Origin of the sequence: Streptomyces sp. SCUT-3 (assembly GCF_014083985.1) — a bacterium.
Lineage (GTDB): Bacteria > Actinomycetota > Actinomycetes > Streptomycetales > Streptomycetaceae > Streptomyces_H > Streptomyces_H thermolineatus.
In genome coordinates this window covers 26,172-42,719 of record NZ_CP046907.1, presented here as the reverse complement: position 1 = coordinate 42,719, position 16,548 = coordinate 26,172, and the positions used below count along the sequence as shown (strand labels likewise).

Below are 16,548 nucleotides of genomic sequence, written 5' to 3'. Positions count from 1 at the left end.
GAATCGGGCAGGCCCGCGCCGACGGTCCGCGTCAACGACCTGCGCCGCCGGCCCCGGCCTCCCGGCCCCGTACGCCCGCCCGCCCGGCCGGAACCGCCCGTGACCGCCGGTCCCCGGCCGGGGACCGGCAAATTGGTTTGAGCGTGTCAGTGGCCTCCGACAGGATCGGGGTACCGCCGGTGAGCCTCTCCGTACTGCCGTGGCCCGCCGGCGTGACCACCGCTTGTGCAGGACATCCCACGACGGAAGGCACCATGCCCTCACCGCCCGCAGCGCCCGCTCTGCCTCCCGCCCACGTCACCGCCGTGCTGCGGGTCCTCGTGCTGTCGACTTTCGTCGTCCTCCTCAACGAGACGATCATGGTCAACGCGATCCCGCGGCTCATGCACGACTTCGAGGTCACCGCCACGGCCGCCGGATGGCTGTCCACGGTGTTCATGCTCACCATGGCCGTTGTCATCCCCGTGACCGGGTGGTTCCTCCAACGGGTCTCGACCCGCAGTGCCTTCGGCCTGGCCATGGCGCTGTTCCTCACCGGCACGGCGCTCGCCGCGGCCGCGCCCGCCTTCTCCGTGCTGCTGGCCGCCCGCGTGGTCCAGGCCGCCGGGACCGCCGTCATGATGCCGCTGCTCATGACGACGCTGATGACCCTGGTGCCCGTGCAGGACCGCGGCCGGGTCATGGGCAACGTCACCCTCGTCATCTCCGTCGCGCCCGCCCTGGGCCCGGCGGTCTCGGGCGTGCTGCTCCAACTCGGGACGTGGCGGCTGCTGTTCCTGGCCGTGCTGCCCATCACGGCGGCCATGGCCTTCTTCGGCATGCGCAAGCTGGTCAACATCGGCGAGCCGCGGGCCACCCCGATCGACTGGCCCTCGGCCCTCCTGGCCGCAGCGGGCTTCGGCGCCCTCGTGTACGGCCTGAGCGGGCTCGGTGCGGCAGACAGCGCCCGGGCCCCGATACCGCCCCTGGCCACGACCTTGGCGGGCGCCGTGCTGGTGGCCCTGTTCGGGTGGCGGCAGGTGGCACTGCAACGCTCCTCCGCGCCCCTGCTGGACCTGCGCACCCTGTCCTTCCGTCACTTCCGCGTGTCTCTCGCCCTGGTGTGCCTGTCGTTCATGGCGCTGATGGGCGCGTTCATCCTGCTGCCGATGTACCTGCAGGAGGTGCGCGGCCTGACCTCGCTGCACACCGGGCTGCTGCTCATCCCCGGCGGCCTGGCGACGGGCCTGCTCGGACCGCAGGTCGGCAAGCTCTACGACCGGTTCGGCGCGCCGCGCCTGGTCGTGCCCGGCGCCGTGACGACCGCGCTGTGCCTGGCGCTGTTCGCCCTCGTGGGCGAGCAGACCTCCCCGTGGCTGGTGCTCGCCCTGCACGTGACCCTGAGCGCCGGCCTGGCGTTCGTCTTCACCCCGGTGTTCACCTCCGGCCTGTCCGTGCTGCCGCCGCACCTGTACCCGCACGGCTCGGCCGTCCTGGGCTCGCTGCAGCAGGTCGCGGCCGCGGCCGGCACCGCCTTGGTCATCAGCGTCATGTCGGGGCGGGCCGCCGCCGCGGCGGCCGGCGGCGCCGGCGCCACAGAGGCGCTGGCCGCCGGCGTCCGGTGGGGGTTCGGCGTCGGCGCGGTGCTGGGCGTACTGGCCGTACTGGTCGCGCTGCTGGTCCGCACCCCGCCGGCACCGCCCCCGGCGCCCGGGGCGAAGGACGAGAACGGCACTGCCGCGGACGCGGCGGCGGGGGCACCGGTGTGAGCCCGGCGGCCCGGCCCGGCCGCCGCTGTCCCGTCCCGCCCCCCGCCCCCCGACCCCGGGGGCGGGGGGCGCGGTCCAAAGCCCGGGTCGCTCGCTGTCGGCGTCCTCGGGCACTGCCCGGCCCAGGGCCCGCCTGCGCACCTCTGCTCCTGACAGGAGACACGGCGGGCGGGCCGGCGCCGGGGCGCCGGGGCGCAGGTCCTCCGTCCTACGCCGGGCCGGTGGCGGTGCGGGCGGTGCGCAGCGGGCGGGAGAGCAGGGCCAGCAGGCCGGTGCCGGTCACCGCGATCGCGCACACCACGACGGTGACGGTGGTCCCGGCAAGGCCCGCGAGACTGCCGAGGGCGTTGTTCATGACAAGAAGAGGAAGGCTCTGCGCGAGCGCCAGCAGGGCCTGGATCCGCGACAGGTGGGACTCGGGCGCGACCGTCGCGATCAACGGGCCGATGTGCGACGCGAACAGGCCGTTGCCGAGTCCGATCACCAGCCCCGCGGCGAGGACCGCGCCGCCGGCAGGTGCCACGGCGAGCGCCAGCACGCCGGATCCCGCCACCGTCAGGCCGCACGCCGCGAGCGTTCCGGGACGTCCCAGCGGGCCTCGCCGGGCAACGCCGAGCGTGATCGCGATCATCCCGGCGCCCTGGGCGCTCACCACCAGGCCGGCGACACCGACTCCCCACTCCCGGTCGCGGGCGAGCAGCGGCAGCAGCAGCGGCACCACGGGCAGCAAGAACCCGGCCGCCGCCCCGACGAGCAGCAGTCCCGGTCGCAGCACCGCATCGCCGAGGCCCACCCGCACGCCGTCGGCCGCCTCCCGCAGCACGTGCTTCTCGGCCGGGGCCGCCGGCACGTCCTGACGCGGCCTGACCACGATCAGCACAGCGAGGACGACGACGAAGGTGACGGCGTCGACCAGCGCCGCCCCGGCCAGCCCTGCGAACCCCACGAGGACACCGCCCAGCGGGCCGCCGCCCACAGTGACGACCTGCGCCCCGACCTGGCGCAGGGCGAGTGCGCGCGGCAGCTGCTCCTTGCTGACGAGGCGCCGCGGCATCGACCCCGAGGCAGGCAGGTAGAAGGCGTCCACGCAGCCGACGGCGACACCGGCGCCGATCAGCAGCCAGGGCTCGGCACCCAGGCGGTGGGCCAGCGCGGCCAGCAGCACCGACACGGCGATCATCGCCGCGTCCCCGGCGATCATCACGCGGCGCGCGCCGAGCCGGTCACCGACCGCGCCGCCCACGAGGAGCAGCGCCACGCGGGGCAGGACGATCGCGGTGAGCACGATGCCCGCCACGGATCCGCCGTGCGCGCTCGCGGCCCAGCCCAGCGCGAAGTACAGCACGGAGTCGCCGGCGAGGGACGCCAGCGCCCCCGACAGCCAGACGAGATACGCACGGGGCAGCGGCGACGGGCCGCCCGGGCCGCCGGGGCGCGGCCCGGTGCCGGCTGCGGCCGGACTCTCCCCGATTTGTTCGGTGTTGCTGATGGGACGTCTCCAAGGGGTCGGGGCGCGGGCGCCGGGTGGGCTTTGCCGCAGGGCCCGCGAAGGGCGCCTGCACCCCGGAACCGTGCAGCCTGCACCAGGTCGAGGGTCAACCCCATCGGCCCTGCTCGCACCGCCCGCCCAGCGCCCGCTCCCTGAACCAGTGGCCTCCCGCCCCCGGGCGCCCCGCGCCGGCGGCGGCCCCCTGCCGCGAGCCGGGCGGCCGCGGGCGTGGCCGCTGCCGTTGCCGCCCGGCTCGCGGCCACCGGCCGACTATGCTGACGCCGTCCCACCGGCCGACAGCTCGCCGGCGCCCTCTTCCACGTGACCGGACGGCCCGTCGGGCGCCCGCCGGGCCCTGCGCCCGGGCGGCCGGGCCGAGGACAGGCCCCCTGCGGGCCGTGCAGCCAACCCGAGGAAGGAGCACCCCTGCTCGTGGGCATCATCGGTGACAGCCTGACCGCCGCCGACCAGTACGCCTTCACCCGCCCGATCCCGAAGACCGCAGCCGCCCGGATGCGCTTCCTGCTCAAACGCGAAGGCGGTTCCACCAAGGCCGTCGCGCAGCGCCTGGGCGTCTCCCAACGCACCGTCCAGCGCTACCTGTCCGGCCGGCGCAAGCACCCCACCAGGGCGGTGGCGGCCCGGCTCGAGGCCGAGGTCCGCAAGGACTGGCAGCCCCGCGTTCGGCAGCGGGCCCGTCGGCAGGCGGCCACCGCCGGCGGCATGACCGTCGCCACCCGCGCCCGGTTCGGTTTCACCGCCGCCCCCGGCACCACCGACGACGCCCGCATCCGCCGCATCACCCAGCACCTCCCGCCCGCCTACGCCGCCCGCCTGTTCGACGCCCGGGCGACCGGCGCGGGCGAGCAGCAGCTGCGCGACATCGTCGCCGAAGGCCTGCAGGAGCAGTACTTCAAGGACGCCGGACGCCGCGCCCACGGCCTGGTGGTGGAGTTCACCGACATCGACTACATCGACATCTCGTACTGACTCCGCCCCGAGAGGGCCGGAGGGGAGAAGAGGCGGGCCGGAGCACGTCGGCCGCCGCCCGGGCAGGGCCGTCGCCGCGCCGCCCGTCCTGGGACGCCGCGGTCCTCCCGGGCGGCGCGGCACCGGGGCACCGTGCCTCGTGCCGCACGGGCGGTCGACGGTGCCGCGCTCAGCGGATCCCGGTGAGCTTGTCCGGGTTGGTGACCGAGTAGACCCCGGTGATCCGGTGGCTGTCGGGCGCGAGGTCCACCATGACCACGGCGAGCGGGCCGTCCTCGGAGAAGACCACGGCGCACGGGCCGCCGGGCCTGCCGGTGGCGGACGTCCAGCCCGCCGAGGGACGGCGCCGAGGCGACCGCGACCAGCAGCGCGGCCACCCGGTCGCGGCCGTGCACGGGGCGCAGGCCGGCCGCGGGCCCCTTGCCGCCGCCGTCGGTCCACAAGGTCACCTCCGGCGCCAGTACCTCCAGCAGGGCCCGCAGGTCGCCGCCGAGGGCGGCCGCGACGAACCGCTCGGTGACCTGGGCGTGGACCTTCGGGGCGGCCCGGTGACGGGGACGGCGGGCATGGACGTGACGGCGCGCGCGGGACGCGAGCTGGCGGACCGCCGCCGGCGTGCGGCCCAGGATGTCCGCGATCTGCGGATGCCCGAACCCGAACACCTCGTGCAGCACGAACACCGCCCGCTCCAGCGGCGACAGGGTTTCCAGCACCACCAGCACCGCCGTCGACAGCGATTCGCCCGGTTCGGCGGCGCCGACGACGTCGTCCTCGGCGGCGACCAGCGGTTCCGGCAGCCAGGGGCCGACGTAGGTCTCCTGCCGGCGGTTGATGTCCGCGCGGCGGGCCAGCGCTGGTTCACCGCGATCCGCACCAGGGAGCCCCGGGGGTTCCCGACCGGCCCGGCGTCCTGGCCCCGGAGCCTGGCGGACCAGGCCAGCCACACCTCCTGGAGGACGTCCTCGGTGTCGGCGACGCTGCCCAGCATGTTGTAGACCACCGAGAACAGCAGCCTGCGATGGTCGAGGAACTGCTCGGTGACGGCGTCGCCGGTCGTGTTCGGTGCGGTCGGTACCACGGTGTGCCTCCTCGTCTGCCGTGACAGAAGAGCCCCGTGCACCGCGAGTGTGACACGAACACCCCGGATGTGATCCACGCCACAGCTCTCTGTGCGGATGTCACAACCGCCGCCCGGCCCCCCTCTTCGATGGCGTCCGAGAACGCACGACCCCCAGGCGAGGAGGCCTTTGATGCGCACACTGATCCGCGACGTCAGGATGTTCGACGGCGAGCGAACCGTCGCGAAAGCCGACGTGACGATCGAGGACGGCCTGATCACCGCGGTCGACCCCGGCACGGGTCCCGGCCCCGGCCCCGACGCCGACACGGGCGGGCCGGCCGGCACCGTGGTCGACGGCACGGGCAGGACACTCCTGCCGGGGCTGATCGACGCCCACACCCACGTCCTCGACGGCAGTCTGGCCCAGGCACTGCGGTACGGGGTCACCACCGAGCTCGACATGTTCTGCCTCCCCACGCTGCTCGCCCGGCAGCGGCGCCTGGCCGCCGAGAACGACGACGTGGCCGACCTGCGCAGCGCGGGCACCTTGGCCACCGCACCCGGCGGGCACCCCACCCAACTGCTGGAAGCCTGGCCGGCACCGTCCTCGACGGCCTCGGCGACACGGTGATCGATTCGATCTGCGACCCCGCGCAGGCACCCGCCTTCGTCCGGGCCCGGCTGGCCGAGGGAGCCGACTACCTCAAGATCGTCATCGACGACGGAACCGTGCACGGCACCCGCCTTCCGACCATGACCCCGCAGACCGCCGCCGCCCTCACTGCGGCGGCGCACGACGCCGGACTGAAAGTCGTCGCCCACGCGATCACCGCGTCCGAGGCCGGGACCGCACTCGACGCCGGCGTCGACGGCCTGGCCCACGTGTGGACCGACCTCCCGCCGGGCCACCCGGCCTCGCAGCGACTGGCCGAACGGGCCCGGGCCCGGAACGTCTTCGTCGTCACCACCCTCGCCTACTTCGAAGCCGTCACCGCCGGGCACACCCCGACCGCCGACTGCGCCCGCCCCGGCAGCCCGGACAACGCCGCAGGCGCACTGAGGGCCCTGCGCCAAGCCGGTGTGCCCCTGCTCGCCGGGACCGACGTCACCCCGTTCACGCCCGCCCACGGCACCGGCATGCACCGGGAACTGCGCCTGCTCACCGAAGCCGGACTCGGCGCCGAAGAGGCGCTCACCTCCGCCACCAGCCTGCCCGCCCGGCACTTCGGGCTGACCGACCGAGGACGCATCGCCCCCGGACTGCGCGCCGACCTGCTGCTGGTCGACGGCGACCCGACCCGGGACATCACCGCCGTCAGCCGCATCGCCGATGTGTGGCGGCGCGGTGTCCGGCAGACCGGCCCCGCCTGATCCCTCTCGAGGACGCCGCGCCCGCGCCGGCGTCAGCCGGCCGGTGCGGGCGCGGCGTCGTTGCCGCCGGCCGGCGTCCGGGTCTGCACGAAGGTCGGCAGCGCCACGTCGCTGGAACGGGCGACACCGACGCCCAGGACCGCGAGGAAGGTGGCCGCCGCCCACGGGGTGGGCAGGAAGCCCGGGGCGGCAAAGGCCAGGCGCTCGCACAGGGACGTGCAGATGATCAGCAGGCACCAGCGGCGGGGCAGACCGGTGACGACCGCTGCGCCGGTGCCGGCGAGCCGGCCGGGCCCAGGAAGCGCCGATCAGGCCGGTCGCCGCCCGCACGGCCCCGCCGGCTCACCGCCCGCTGCGGGCGGCGGTGGCGACGGCGTGCAGCGGGCGAGGGTCTCGCGGTGCGGTACCCCCGAGCCGGGGGCGGCGGCATCGGCGACCGCCGTCAGGTCGGACTCGTCGAGCGATCCCACGGGGCGCAGCAGACGGGCCAACGGGGGTGGAAGTCGTAGAGGGCCGTCGTGCGCGCGGGCACGCCGTCGGGCCCCGGGTCGAGGAAGCCGTCCACGACCGCGAACCGGCCGTCGGCCGATCCCGCGACGGTGTGCACCAGCCGCGGGTTCCACCCGGCGTCCAGCAGCGGCCGCGGCGCGGCCACAGGTACCAGGGTGTCCGGGGCGAAGTACCGGTGCTCACCGCCCGCGCGGCCTCCGACCACGCCCCAGGCCGGGACGGCGAACAGCCCGCCGAGCGCGGGTGTCTCGGCGATCGCCTCCAGGGCCAGCGCCTCGTGCGGGGAGATCCGCCACCGGCTGAGGCCGCCGGCCGCCCCGCCGGCCACCAGCGTGTCGGGGCCGGTGAAGACCAGGTCGCGGACGGGGGCGTACGGCGGCGGCACCACGTTCCGCGCCACCAGGTGCTCCATGCGCGCGTCCGTCACCACCACCGCCGAGCTGCCGCCGAACGCGACCGCCCTCCCGGCGGGGTCCACCGCCAGCCGGGCGGCGGTCTCCAGGCCGAACGGCGCGAGGTCCATGATGTCCGGCTGCCGGTCCGGCCCGGCCACCACGACCGCGGGAGAGAGCCCGCTGCCCGCGACGAAGCCCGCCGCGGTGCCCGCCGGACGGGTACCCAGAAGTACCCGTCCGGTCATCACCGTCTTCTCCGCGCCGGCCGCGTAGTGCACCAGCGCCAGCCCTTCCGCCGGGTCGTCGCGGACGGCGACGACGTTCTCCGCGTCCACGCAGCCCACGGCGTGGTGCTTCCGCTCCCCGCGGTAGACATCGCGCCAGGTGCCGCCGTCGAGCATCAGGACCCGCGTGACGCCGGGCTCCTCGCAGACGGTCACCGTCAGCACCGGGTCCCCGACACCGAACGACAACGACCGCGTCGCGCCCGGCAGCCCCCCGTGGTCGGTGCGGACCGCGAGCGCCGCCGCGTCGACCGCGTCGCGGACCGCCCGCTCGTCGGCGGCGGCCAGCAGGGACGGCGCCCCGTCCGGAGGCGGGGCGGGCAGCCGCTTCGCCAGCCGCACCCCGTCGGCCAGCGGCACCGAGCAGACCAGCCGGCGCAGCGGCTCGGCATGCCCCCCGTCGAGATAACGGACGGCCTGCCGGTCGATGCGCTCGGCGTCCGCCCAGACAGTGCGTTCCATCCGCCGTCCCCGTCCCCGTCCCCGTCCCCGCCCCGCCCGTCCCCGTGCTGTGCTCCCGATCCGCACGAATGCCGCCGCGCGCCCAGCTAGACTGCCACCCGATCTCCCGGGGGAACAGGAGAATTGATGAGCGACCCGATGAGTGTGCTGGCCATGGCCGGTGCGACGACGATCGTCGCCGCCATGGCCACCTCCGCGTGGGACGTCACCCGCAGCCGGGCCGCCGAGCTGTTCCGCCGCCGCGGCGCGGACGAGCCGGCGACGGTCGGCGCCCAACTCGACGGCGACGCAAGCCTGGTGGTCGACGACCCCGACCCGCAGGCGGCCCGCGAGGACCTGGTCCGGCCGTGGGCCCGGCGGCTCGCGGCGCTGCTCCACGACCACCCCGAGGCCGGCGAGGACCTGCGGCTGTTGGTGGAGGACGCTGCCGCAGACCTGCCGCCCGGTGCCCAGAACTGGGTGCAGCACGTCACCGCGCACGCCGGCGGCACGGCGTTCGGCGCGCAGGGCCCGGCAGCAGCGTCCACGTCCACCTCCCGTCGGCGCCCGGTGCCGGCTCCGGCCCGACGGGCGGGACCGGCCGGCCCGGGTGACCGGCCCGCCGTCCGGCGGCCCGGCTCCCGGCAGACGGTACGCGCGGAAGGCGGATTCGCGTACGGGGTGATCGGCGCCGACCTGCACGTCTTCGGTGACGGTCAGCCCGTCTACATCCTGGAGAACTGGCGGGCCGCACCGTCCGCCGACGATGCGTGGCTGCGGGAGCTGCCCAGCCGGATGCTGAGCGCCCGGCACGAGATCGTTCCCTTCACCGGCCGCGCGGCGGACCTCGCGGCCCTGCACGCATGGCGGCTGACGGACCGTCGGCTGGCCGCCCGCTGGCTGCACGGACCGGGCGGCCAGGGCAAGACCCGGCTCGCCGCCCGGTTCGCCCGGGAGTCGCTCGCGGACGGCTGGAAAGTCGTCAACGCGGTGCACGGGCCCGGCAGTGTGCTGCCCCCACCGGGCAGCCAGGACCTGACCACCGACGGCGCCGTCGGCCTGCTGCTGGTCGTCGACTACGCCGACCAGTGGCCGCTGCCGCACCTGACCTGGTTGTTCAGCAACGCCCTGCTGCACCGCCCCGGCCTGCCGACCCGGCTGCTGCTGATCGGCCGGACCGCCGACATGTGGCCGGCGGTCCGCGCCACCCTCGCCGACCTCCAGGCCGCCACCGCCGGCCACCCGCTGCCATCCCTCCCCGCCGATGCCCCGGACAACCCCGACGACCCGCCGATGCCCCCGACGACCCGCACCCGCGGGAGCACCACCGCCCGGACGCGGCAGCCGGATCGGGGGAGCGGGCCCGGATGTTCCGCGCCGCCCGCGACAGCTTCGCCGCCCGCCACGGACTGCCGACCGCCGCCGGGATCGCCTCCCCCGTGCCGCTGCACGGCCCGGACTTCGGACTGACCCTGACCGTGCACATGGCGGCGCTGGTGGCCGTGGACGCGCACCGGGCCGGGCGCCGACCCCCGCGGGACGCCGCCGGCCTGACTACCTACCTGCTGGACCGGGAGCAGCGGCAGTGGGCCCGGCGGTGGAGCCGCCACTCCGCCGAATCCGCCCCGGACACCGCGTCCGGCGCGACGCCGCCGGACGCGATGAACCGGATCGTCTTCACCGCCGCCCTCACCGGCCCCGTGGCGCCCGGCACCGGCGCAGCCGCACTGACGTCGTCGGGCGCCGGGGGCCGCGGCATCCCGAGCGGGCGCTCGCCGACCACGCCGCCCACTACCCGCCCGCCGACCCCGCGCGGCCCACGGAGCTGGAGCCGCTGACCCCCGACCGGCTGGCCGAGGACTTCGTCGCGCTCACCCTGCCCGGCCACTTCGCCGACTACCCGGCCCGCGACTGGGCGCCGTCCGTACTCCGCGCGCTGCTGCCGCACACCCCCGGCGCGCCCACCGCCCCGTGGACACCGCGCGCCCTGACCCTTGTGGCCGCCGCCGCCGACCGGTGGCCGCACGTGCGCACCGGGTACCTCGATCCGCTGCTGCGCGAGGCGCCGTGGCTGGCCGTGGCCGCCGGCGGCGGTGCGCTCGGCACGATCGCCGCCCTGGCAGACCTCGACGTCGAAGTACTCGACGCGGTCGCCGCCCACCTGCCGAACCGGGACGACGCCGACCTCGACCCGGCGGCGGCCGTGCTCGCCGTCCGGCTGGCCGATCACCTGCTCGCAGCCACCGACGACCCCGCGAAGCGGGCCGCCGTCCACCGCAACCTCGGCTGGAGCCTGGCCGGCGCCGGCCGCTACGCCGAGAGCCTGGCCGCGGCCGAGCGGGCAGTGGCCGGCTACGAGGCGCTGGCCCGCGCCGATCCCGACCGGTACGAGCACGACCTCGCCCTCGCGTTGAACAATCTCAGCCTGCGCTACGACTACGAGCGGCGGACCGACGAGGCCGTCGCCGCAATGGAGCGGGCGGTGGAGATCGGCCGCCGACGGCTGACCGAGCCGGTGGGCCGACACGCCGCCGACCTCGCCCTCCACCTGTCCAACTACGGCAACCTCCTCAAGCACGCCGGCCGCTGGCTGGAATCCCTCCAGGCCGGCTCGGAGGCGCTGGTCCGCTATCACCGGCTGGCCACGGCCGACCCCGCCGCGCACCAGGGCGCCCTGGCCGTCGCCCTGCTCAACCACGGCTCCGACCTCTCCGCCGCGCTCCGCACAGAGGCGGCGATCGACGCGACGCGGCAGGCGGTGGCGATGCTGCGGCGGCTGGCGGCCGACCGGCCCGCGGCCCACGAGGGCACGCTCGCCATCGGCCTCGAGAACCTGGCCTCGATGCTGACCGAGCAGGGACAGAGCGCGGAGCAAGTGCTGACCTGGCACCTCCGCTCCGGCGGCGCGCCGACCCCGGAGCTGCTGCCGCCGCAGGGCTGGCGCGAGGAGGCCCTCGCGGCTATCGAGCAGGCCGTGGAGATCGACCGCCGCCGGGCGCGCGCCAACCCGGCCGCGCTGGAGGCCGGGCTCGCCGGCGCCCTGCAAACCAGCGCAGCCGTCCGGCGCGCCTGCGGGATGGAGACCGCAGCGCTGACCGACGAGCGGGAGGCCGCGGCGCTGACCGGCCGGCTCGGCGCCGCAGCCGAGCCGCACCGCGCCGAGCACCGCGAGACGTACGGCCCGCAGGCCACGGAAGTGCTGTACGACGTGGAGCTCGCCCTCTACCGCTGTCTCGCCGCCGCCGACCTCGCGACCCACGGCCCGCAGTTCGCGCTGCTGCTGGACCTGCACCGTCCGACTGCTGCGGACAGCGAGCGGCCCGGCAGTCTCCACGACCCGACCGCCCTGCGGGAGGCCGCAGAGGTGAACGCCCGACTGGCCGCGCTCGACCCCGTGGCGTACGAACCGGACTACGCCTACGCGCTGATCCGGCTGGCCGACGCGCTGTGGTGGGAGGGGGAGCACACGGAGTCCGTCCCGGCCACCGAACGGGCGGCCGAGGTCACCGCCCGCCTCGCCGCCGTCGACCCGAGGAGTACGGGCCGCAGCTCGCCATGGTCAGGAGGAACCTGGTCCGCCGCCTTGCCGCCACGGGCCGCCGCCGCGAGGCCCGCGCCCTCGGCCGTATGTACCGCCGCACCCCCACATGACCCGTCCCGGCGCGTCCTGCCCGTCGCCTTCGGGCAGCGGGCCGTCCCGTGCCGGTGCATCCAGGTCCACGGTGTGACGGCCGGCGTGTTCCGGGCCGCGACCGGCCGGTCCGCGATGTCCCCGCCGGCTCCGGCCGCGGGCCGCTCGGCCCGCCGGCTACGGCCGGGCGCGTTTGCGGGCGCGTCCCCGTACCCAGCGGAACAGCGCAAGGGCCAGGACCCAGCACGCGGCCAGGCGGCCCAGCGGTTCCACCGGCTGCGGGATCCCGACCGGGAAGGGCGCGGCGAGCAGCACGGTGAGTCCTGCGACGCCGACGATCGGGCCGACGGCGTACCACAGCATCGCGAGGAGCGGGCCGGCCTCGCCGAGCACGGGGCCGCTGAACAGCATCCAGATGGGCACGGGCGATCGGTACGCGCTCAACAGCCCGGCGGCGACCAGCACCGGTGCGGCGGCCAGCACGACCAGTGGCGCCGCGAGGTGGGCCCACAGCGCGACTGGTACGGCAAGCAGGCACCCGGTGACGGCGAGCACGAGCATCGGTACGAGTGCGTGTTCCAGGGCCATGGCCTCGTAGGGCCGGGGCGACCACGCCGTGCGCCGCACGTCGTCGCCGTCCAGCCTGGCCGGCTCCAGCAGGTGTGACGCGGCGAAGTAGCCGAGCAGCGCGGCCACCGCCGCTGCGAGGTACGCCGTCCCGCCCCCGGTTTCGGCAGAGGCTCCGGCCGCCGCGCCGGCCGACACGAGCAGCAGGACCGTCAGGCCGGGCCGCCTGGGTTCCATCAGCAGGGCCATCGCGTCACGCCAGGCGACGAGCAGGCCGGGCGAGCGCGGCGGGGACAGCCGCGCGGCCCACCGTTGGACACGGCCACGGCCGCGGATCTCCGGGCCGCTCGTCATGGAGAGCCGGGCCGAGCGCATGTCCGCGGTCAGGAATCCGGCCAGCACGCCGCCCGAGGCCCGGGCCCGCGCCCGCAGCACGCCGACGGGCACGCCCGCCACGATCTTCCCCGCGCACGCGAGAGCGGCCGCCGTGGCCGCCACCAGCAGGGCGAGCGCGACCGGCCACAAAGGGGCGGACCGGCCCGCGGCGGCGAGGACGGGCTGCGCCGCCCAGCCCCACGGGCCGGACCACAGTTCGATCGTCTCCAGCACCTCCACGCGGTGACCCAGCACCGCGGCCACCGCCTGCCCGGCGCTGAGCAGCACCGCGAGCAGCAGGACCGGGGTGGCCCGGTGGAGCCGGTCGGCGGCTTTCCGGGACCTTTCGACCACGGCCGCCCCGACCACGGCCAACAGTGCCAGGCAGACCGCCGGGCCCAGGGAGGCGGCGGCCAGGACGCCGATCCGGCCGAGGTCGGCCGCCGCGACGAGCAGGGCGCCGGCGAAACCGAGCAGCAGCGCGGCGAGCACCCAGATTCCGGCGGAGAGCGCGAACCAGGGCAGCAGCACCGGGCGACGCCGGACCGGCAGCGCGAGCAGCCAGTCGACGTCGGGCCGGGGCAGCGTCACCGGCCCCCGCCACAGGGCGTCGCGCAGGGTGACGAAGAGCCCGGCCAAGGCGGCGAAGACCAGGCCGGAGGGCAGCGCGCGGGCGATGGTCCCGGCGAACTCCGCCAGCGGCCGGCGGTGGCCGATCTCGTGGAAGAGCCCGATGGCGTACATGCCGTACCAGCCGAGCAGAAACAGCAGGACGACATAGGCGACGTAGACGAACCGGCGGACGCGGTCGGCGCCGCGGCGGGCCCGCAACCACGCCGTCGCCTCGGCGGTCCGGTCCACGCCGGCCGGGCCTCTGCCCACCTCCGCACTCGTCCTTGACGACGTACGGCTCACGCGTCCGCCCCCGCCGGCACCTCGTCCGGACTGCCGTCCGCGACCAGGCCCCCGTCCTCCATGACGATCACGCGGTGCGCCACTCGCGCCAGTTCACGGTGGTGAGTGGCGAACAGCACCGCCGTGCCGTTGTCGCTCTCCGCCCGGAGCACGTCCGCGAGGCGGCCGCGCGCCCGGGGGTCGAGCCGCTGCTCCGGCTCGTCGAGGACCAGCAGGTCGCGGGGCGCAGAAGCGCCGACGCGAGCAGCATCGCCTGGAGCTGCCCGGAGGACAGCGCGCTGGGCAGCGAGTCCGCGCGGTCCGCCAGCCGGTGGTCACACAGGAGTTCGCCGATCCGGTCCTCGGGCACACCGTGCGCCACGGCGACCAGTTCGAGGTGCTGCCGCACCGTCAGGTCGGGGTAGCAGCCGGGCGCGTCGCCGACGACCGCCACCCGCGCGCGTACCCGCACGTCGTCCTCGGTCATCGGCTCGCCGTCGAACACGACGGTGCCCGTGGTGGGCCGGTCCCGGCCGCAGACGATGCGCAGCAGGGTCGACTTCCCCGAGCCGTTCGGCCCCAGCAGCGCCACGCGTTCACCCGCGGCGACTTCCAGGTCGACGGCTCTCAGCGCCTCGAGCTCACCGAAGGTGCGGCTCACACCAGTGACCGTCAGCAAGGCTGCTCGCACCTCTTGCGACCCCTTCCGCGGACGTTCGCCGCCGTGACGGAACGAGTCTACGGAAACACTTCTCGCCGGTCGGGAGGCGGTGCACTGTCAGCCATGTGTCCCAACGCCACATCGCGCGCACGCCCACGACTGCAGGAGCAGCATCGCCGCCTACCCCGACTTGCAGGCGTGGCTGCGCATGCACAGGCCGCCCACCGCTGTTCGCGCCGCCGCCACGAACGCCGCGATCGCCGGGTGCGTGCCGCCGCCCGCGCGGAAGGCGACCTTGGAGCGGCGGAAGAGGGGAAGCCGGGTCAGGACCACGCCCTCGGGGGCGTGTGCGGTGGCCATCTCCGGCACGAATCCGGCGCCCTGCCCGATGGCGGCCAGTGCCAGGACGGTACGGAAGTCGTTGACCTGGTGGCGGATGCGCGGCTGAAAGCCGGCCGCCTGGCAGGCGCGTACGGCCATCGCGTGGCCGGTCGTGCCGCTCCGGGCCGTGATCCACGGGGACGCGGCCCACGGTCCGAGCAGCTCCGCCAGCGTGTCGCCGCGGGCGGCGGGGCCGGTCGCGGGAGCGCTGTCGGTGGCGCCGCCCGTGGCCAGATACACCGGTTCCTCCAGCAGGGGCACCTGGTCGACCGCGGTGTCCGGCGACGCGGGTACGAAGTCGTAGTCGTGGACGAGGGCCACGTCGAGTTCGCCGGCGCGCAGGCCGTCGGAGACCCGCGCCGAGTCGATCTCCTGCACCATCGGTTCCAGCGCGGGATGCCGCCGGGCCAGTTCGGCCAGCGCGGCGGGCACGATCGCGGGACCGCCGGAGGGGAACGTCCCGATCCGCAGCGGCCCGCCGATGCCCTCGCGTGCCCCGGCCAGCTCTGAGACCGCCAGTTCCAGGCGTTCGAGGACGGCGTCGGCGTGGGCGACGAGGGCGCGGCCCGCGGGTGTGAGCACCACCCGTCTGCCGCTTCGTTCCAGCAGGGGCACGCCCGCCTCGCGCTCGAGCACGCCCAACTGCTGGGAGACGGCCGAGGCGGTGAAGGCCAGCGCCTCGGCCACGGCCGTGACGGTGCCGCGCCGGTCAAGTTCGCGCAGCAGGCGGAGACGTCGGACATCGATCATAAGGCAAGCTTACGCATGGGCGAAGAAACATGAACTGGATCTACTGGGTTCGTGTCGGTCAGGCTGGCCCCATGAAGCCCGAAGCGAACCTCACCGGCCTTTTCGTCCCCCTGGTGACCCCGTTCACCGACGACCTGCGCCTCTCCCCGAACGCGCTCGCCCGGCTCGCCGACGAGGCGCTGTCGGCCGGCGGCGCCCGCGGACTCGTGGCCCTGGGCACCACCGCGGAGGCGGCCACGCTGACCGCCGAGGAGAAACGGGCCGTGATCCGCATCTGCTCGGCAGTCTGCCGGTCACACGCAGCTCCGCTGATCGTCGGCGTCGGCACCAACGACACCGCCGCCGCCGTCACGCTGCTGCAAGAACTCGCCCAGCGCGGTGACGTCGCGGCGGCCCTGGTTCCCACACCGCCCTACACCCGGCCCGGCGAAGCGGGAACGCTGGCGCACTTCACGGCGCTCGCCGAACACGGGGGCCTGCCGCTGGTCGTCTACGACATCCCGTACCGCACCGGCCAGCCCGTCGGCACCAGCACGCTGAAAGCGCTCGGGCACCTGCCGGAGGTCGTCGGGGTCAAGTACGCGACCGGGGCGGTCGACGCGGCCACGATGGAACTGCTCGGCTCGCCGACACCGGACTTCGCGGTGCTCGGCGGCGACGACGCCGTCATCTCGCCGCTGCTCGCGGCGGGCGCCCGCGGCGGCATCCTGGCGTCGGCCAATGTCCGCACCGCCGACTACGCCGAGCTGATCTCGCTGTGGCGGCGCGACGCCGCCGGACCGGCCCGCAGGCTGGGGGCCGAGCTGGCCCGGCTGTCCGCCGCGCTCTTCGCCGAGCCGAACCCGACCGTGATCAAGGGGGTGTTGCACGCCCAGGGCCGCATCCCCAGCCCGGCCGTCCGGCTGCCGCTGCTGGCCGCCTCCGCCGACTCGGTCCGGCGAGCGGCGGACCTGGCCACCGCCGGACCCCACCGGGCCCACCGGGAGACCGCGGCCTGACAC

10 protein-coding genes and 2 pseudogenes are annotated in these 16,548 nt (G+C 75.8%); 7 read left to right on the top strand and 5 right to left on the bottom strand.

Annotation, left to right across the window (positions count from 1 at the left end):
* The first annotated feature begins 254 nt into the window (after window positions 1-254).
* Entirely contained in the window at window positions 255-1,748 is a 1,494-nt protein-coding gene (locus GQS52_RS00195; protein WP_182311086.1) for a DHA2 family efflux MFS transporter permease subunit, read from the top strand.
* Between the two features lie 208 nt (window positions 1,749-1,956).
* Here GQS52_RS00195 and GQS52_RS00190 read toward each other — a convergent pair whose 3' ends face one another.
* Window positions 1,957-3,153, bottom strand: coding sequence for an MFS transporter (locus GQS52_RS00190; RefSeq protein WP_182316122.1), 1,197 nt, complete (start codon window positions 3,151-3,153; stop codon window positions 1,957-1,959).
* 516 nt (window positions 3,154-3,669) lie between these two features.
* On the opposite strand from GQS52_RS00190, the gene GQS52_RS00185 reads away from it, so the two are divergent.
* Window positions 3,670-4,227 (top strand): helix-turn-helix transcriptional regulator, encoded by a 558-nt coding sequence (locus tag GQS52_RS00185; protein ID WP_259370475.1) that lies wholly within the window; start codon window positions 3,670-3,672, stop codon window positions 4,225-4,227.
* 913 nt (window positions 4,228-5,140) lie between these two features.
* Here the strand turns inward: GQS52_RS00185 and GQS52_RS28295 are convergent.
* A pseudogene (locus GQS52_RS28295) lies at window positions 5,141-5,215 on the bottom strand (hypothetical protein); the annotation flags it as partial.
* Between the two features lie 262 nt (window positions 5,216-5,477).
* On the opposite strand from GQS52_RS28295, the gene GQS52_RS26925 reads away from it, so the two are divergent.
* Both GQS52_RS26925 and GQS52_RS26920 read left to right on the top strand, forming a co-directional pair.
* Window positions 5,478-5,918, top strand: coding sequence for a hypothetical protein (locus tag GQS52_RS26925; protein WP_220472722.1), 441 nt, complete (start codon window positions 5,478-5,480; stop codon window positions 5,916-5,918).
* Complete coding sequence (locus tag GQS52_RS26920) at window positions 5,915-6,658, top strand: amidohydrolase family protein (protein WP_220472721.1); 744 nt, start codon at window positions 5,915-5,917, stop codon at window positions 6,656-6,658. The genes GQS52_RS26925 and GQS52_RS26920 overlap by 4 nt, the downstream gene beginning before the upstream one ends.
* Window positions 6,659-7,100: 442 nt before the next feature.
* Here GQS52_RS26920 and GQS52_RS00170 read toward each other — a convergent pair whose 3' ends face one another.
* Window positions 7,101-8,309 carry a hypothetical protein gene (locus GQS52_RS00170; protein WP_182311085.1) on the bottom strand — a complete coding sequence of 403 codons (1,209 nt, stop codon included), beginning with the start codon at window positions 8,307-8,309 and terminating at the stop codon, window positions 7,101-7,103.
* 126 nt (window positions 8,310-8,435) lie between these two features.
* Between GQS52_RS00170 and GQS52_RS00165 the strand changes: the two genes are divergently transcribed.
* Complete coding sequence (locus tag GQS52_RS00165; protein WP_182311084.1) at window positions 8,436-9,758, top strand: hypothetical protein; 1,323 nt, start codon at window positions 8,436-8,438, stop codon at window positions 9,756-9,758.
* Window positions 9,759-9,885: 127 nt separating this feature from the next.
* The gene (locus GQS52_RS00160) at window positions 9,886-12,585 is read left to right on the top strand and encodes a tetratricopeptide repeat protein (protein WP_182311083.1); all 2,700 of its coding nucleotides are present in this window, start codon (window positions 9,886-9,888) and stop codon (window positions 12,583-12,585) included.
* Between the two features lie 1,187 nt (window positions 12,586-13,772).
* On the opposite strand, the pseudogene GQS52_RS00155 reads toward GQS52_RS00160, so the two are convergent.
* A pseudogene (locus tag GQS52_RS00155) lies at window positions 13,773-14,446 on the bottom strand (ABC transporter ATP-binding protein).
* Between the two features lie 150 nt (window positions 14,447-14,596).
* A complete protein-coding gene (locus GQS52_RS00150; protein WP_182311082.1) occupies window positions 14,597-15,547 on the bottom strand; it encodes a LysR family transcriptional regulator in 951 nt (316 codons plus the stop codon).
* A 71-nt stretch (window positions 15,548-15,618) separates the two neighbouring features.
* On the opposite strand from GQS52_RS00150, the gene GQS52_RS00145 reads away from it, so the two are divergent.
* A complete protein-coding gene (locus tag GQS52_RS00145) occupies window positions 15,619-16,545 on the top strand; it encodes a dihydrodipicolinate synthase family protein (protein ID WP_259370474.1) in 927 nt (308 codons plus the stop codon).
* The last annotated feature ends 3 nt before the right edge of the window (window positions 16,546-16,548 follow it).

Excerpts from the sequence above, each read along its gene's own strand:
- GQS52_RS00195 (WP_182311086.1), top strand. The coding sequence starts at position 255 with ATGCCCTCACCGCCCGCAGCGCCCGCTCTGCCTCCCGCCCACGTCACC.
- GQS52_RS26925 (WP_220472722.1), top strand. The coding sequence starts at position 5,478 with ATGCGCACACTGATCCGCGACGTCAGGATGTTCGACGGCGAGCGAACC.
- GQS52_RS00170 (WP_182311085.1), bottom strand. The coding sequence starts at position 8,309 with ATGGAACGCACTGTCTGGGCGGACGCCGAGCGCATCGACCGGCAGGCC.
- GQS52_RS00165 (WP_182311084.1), top strand. The coding sequence starts at position 8,436 with ATGAGCGACCCGATGAGTGTGCTGGCCATGGCCGGTGCGACGACGATC.
- GQS52_RS00150 (WP_182311082.1), bottom strand. The coding sequence starts at position 15,547 with ATGATCGATGTCCGACGTCTCCGCCTGCTGCGCGAACTTGACCGGCGC.
- GQS52_RS00145 (WP_259370474.1), top strand. The coding sequence starts at position 15,619 with ATGAAGCCCGAAGCGAACCTCACCGGCCTTTTCGTCCCCCTGGTGACC.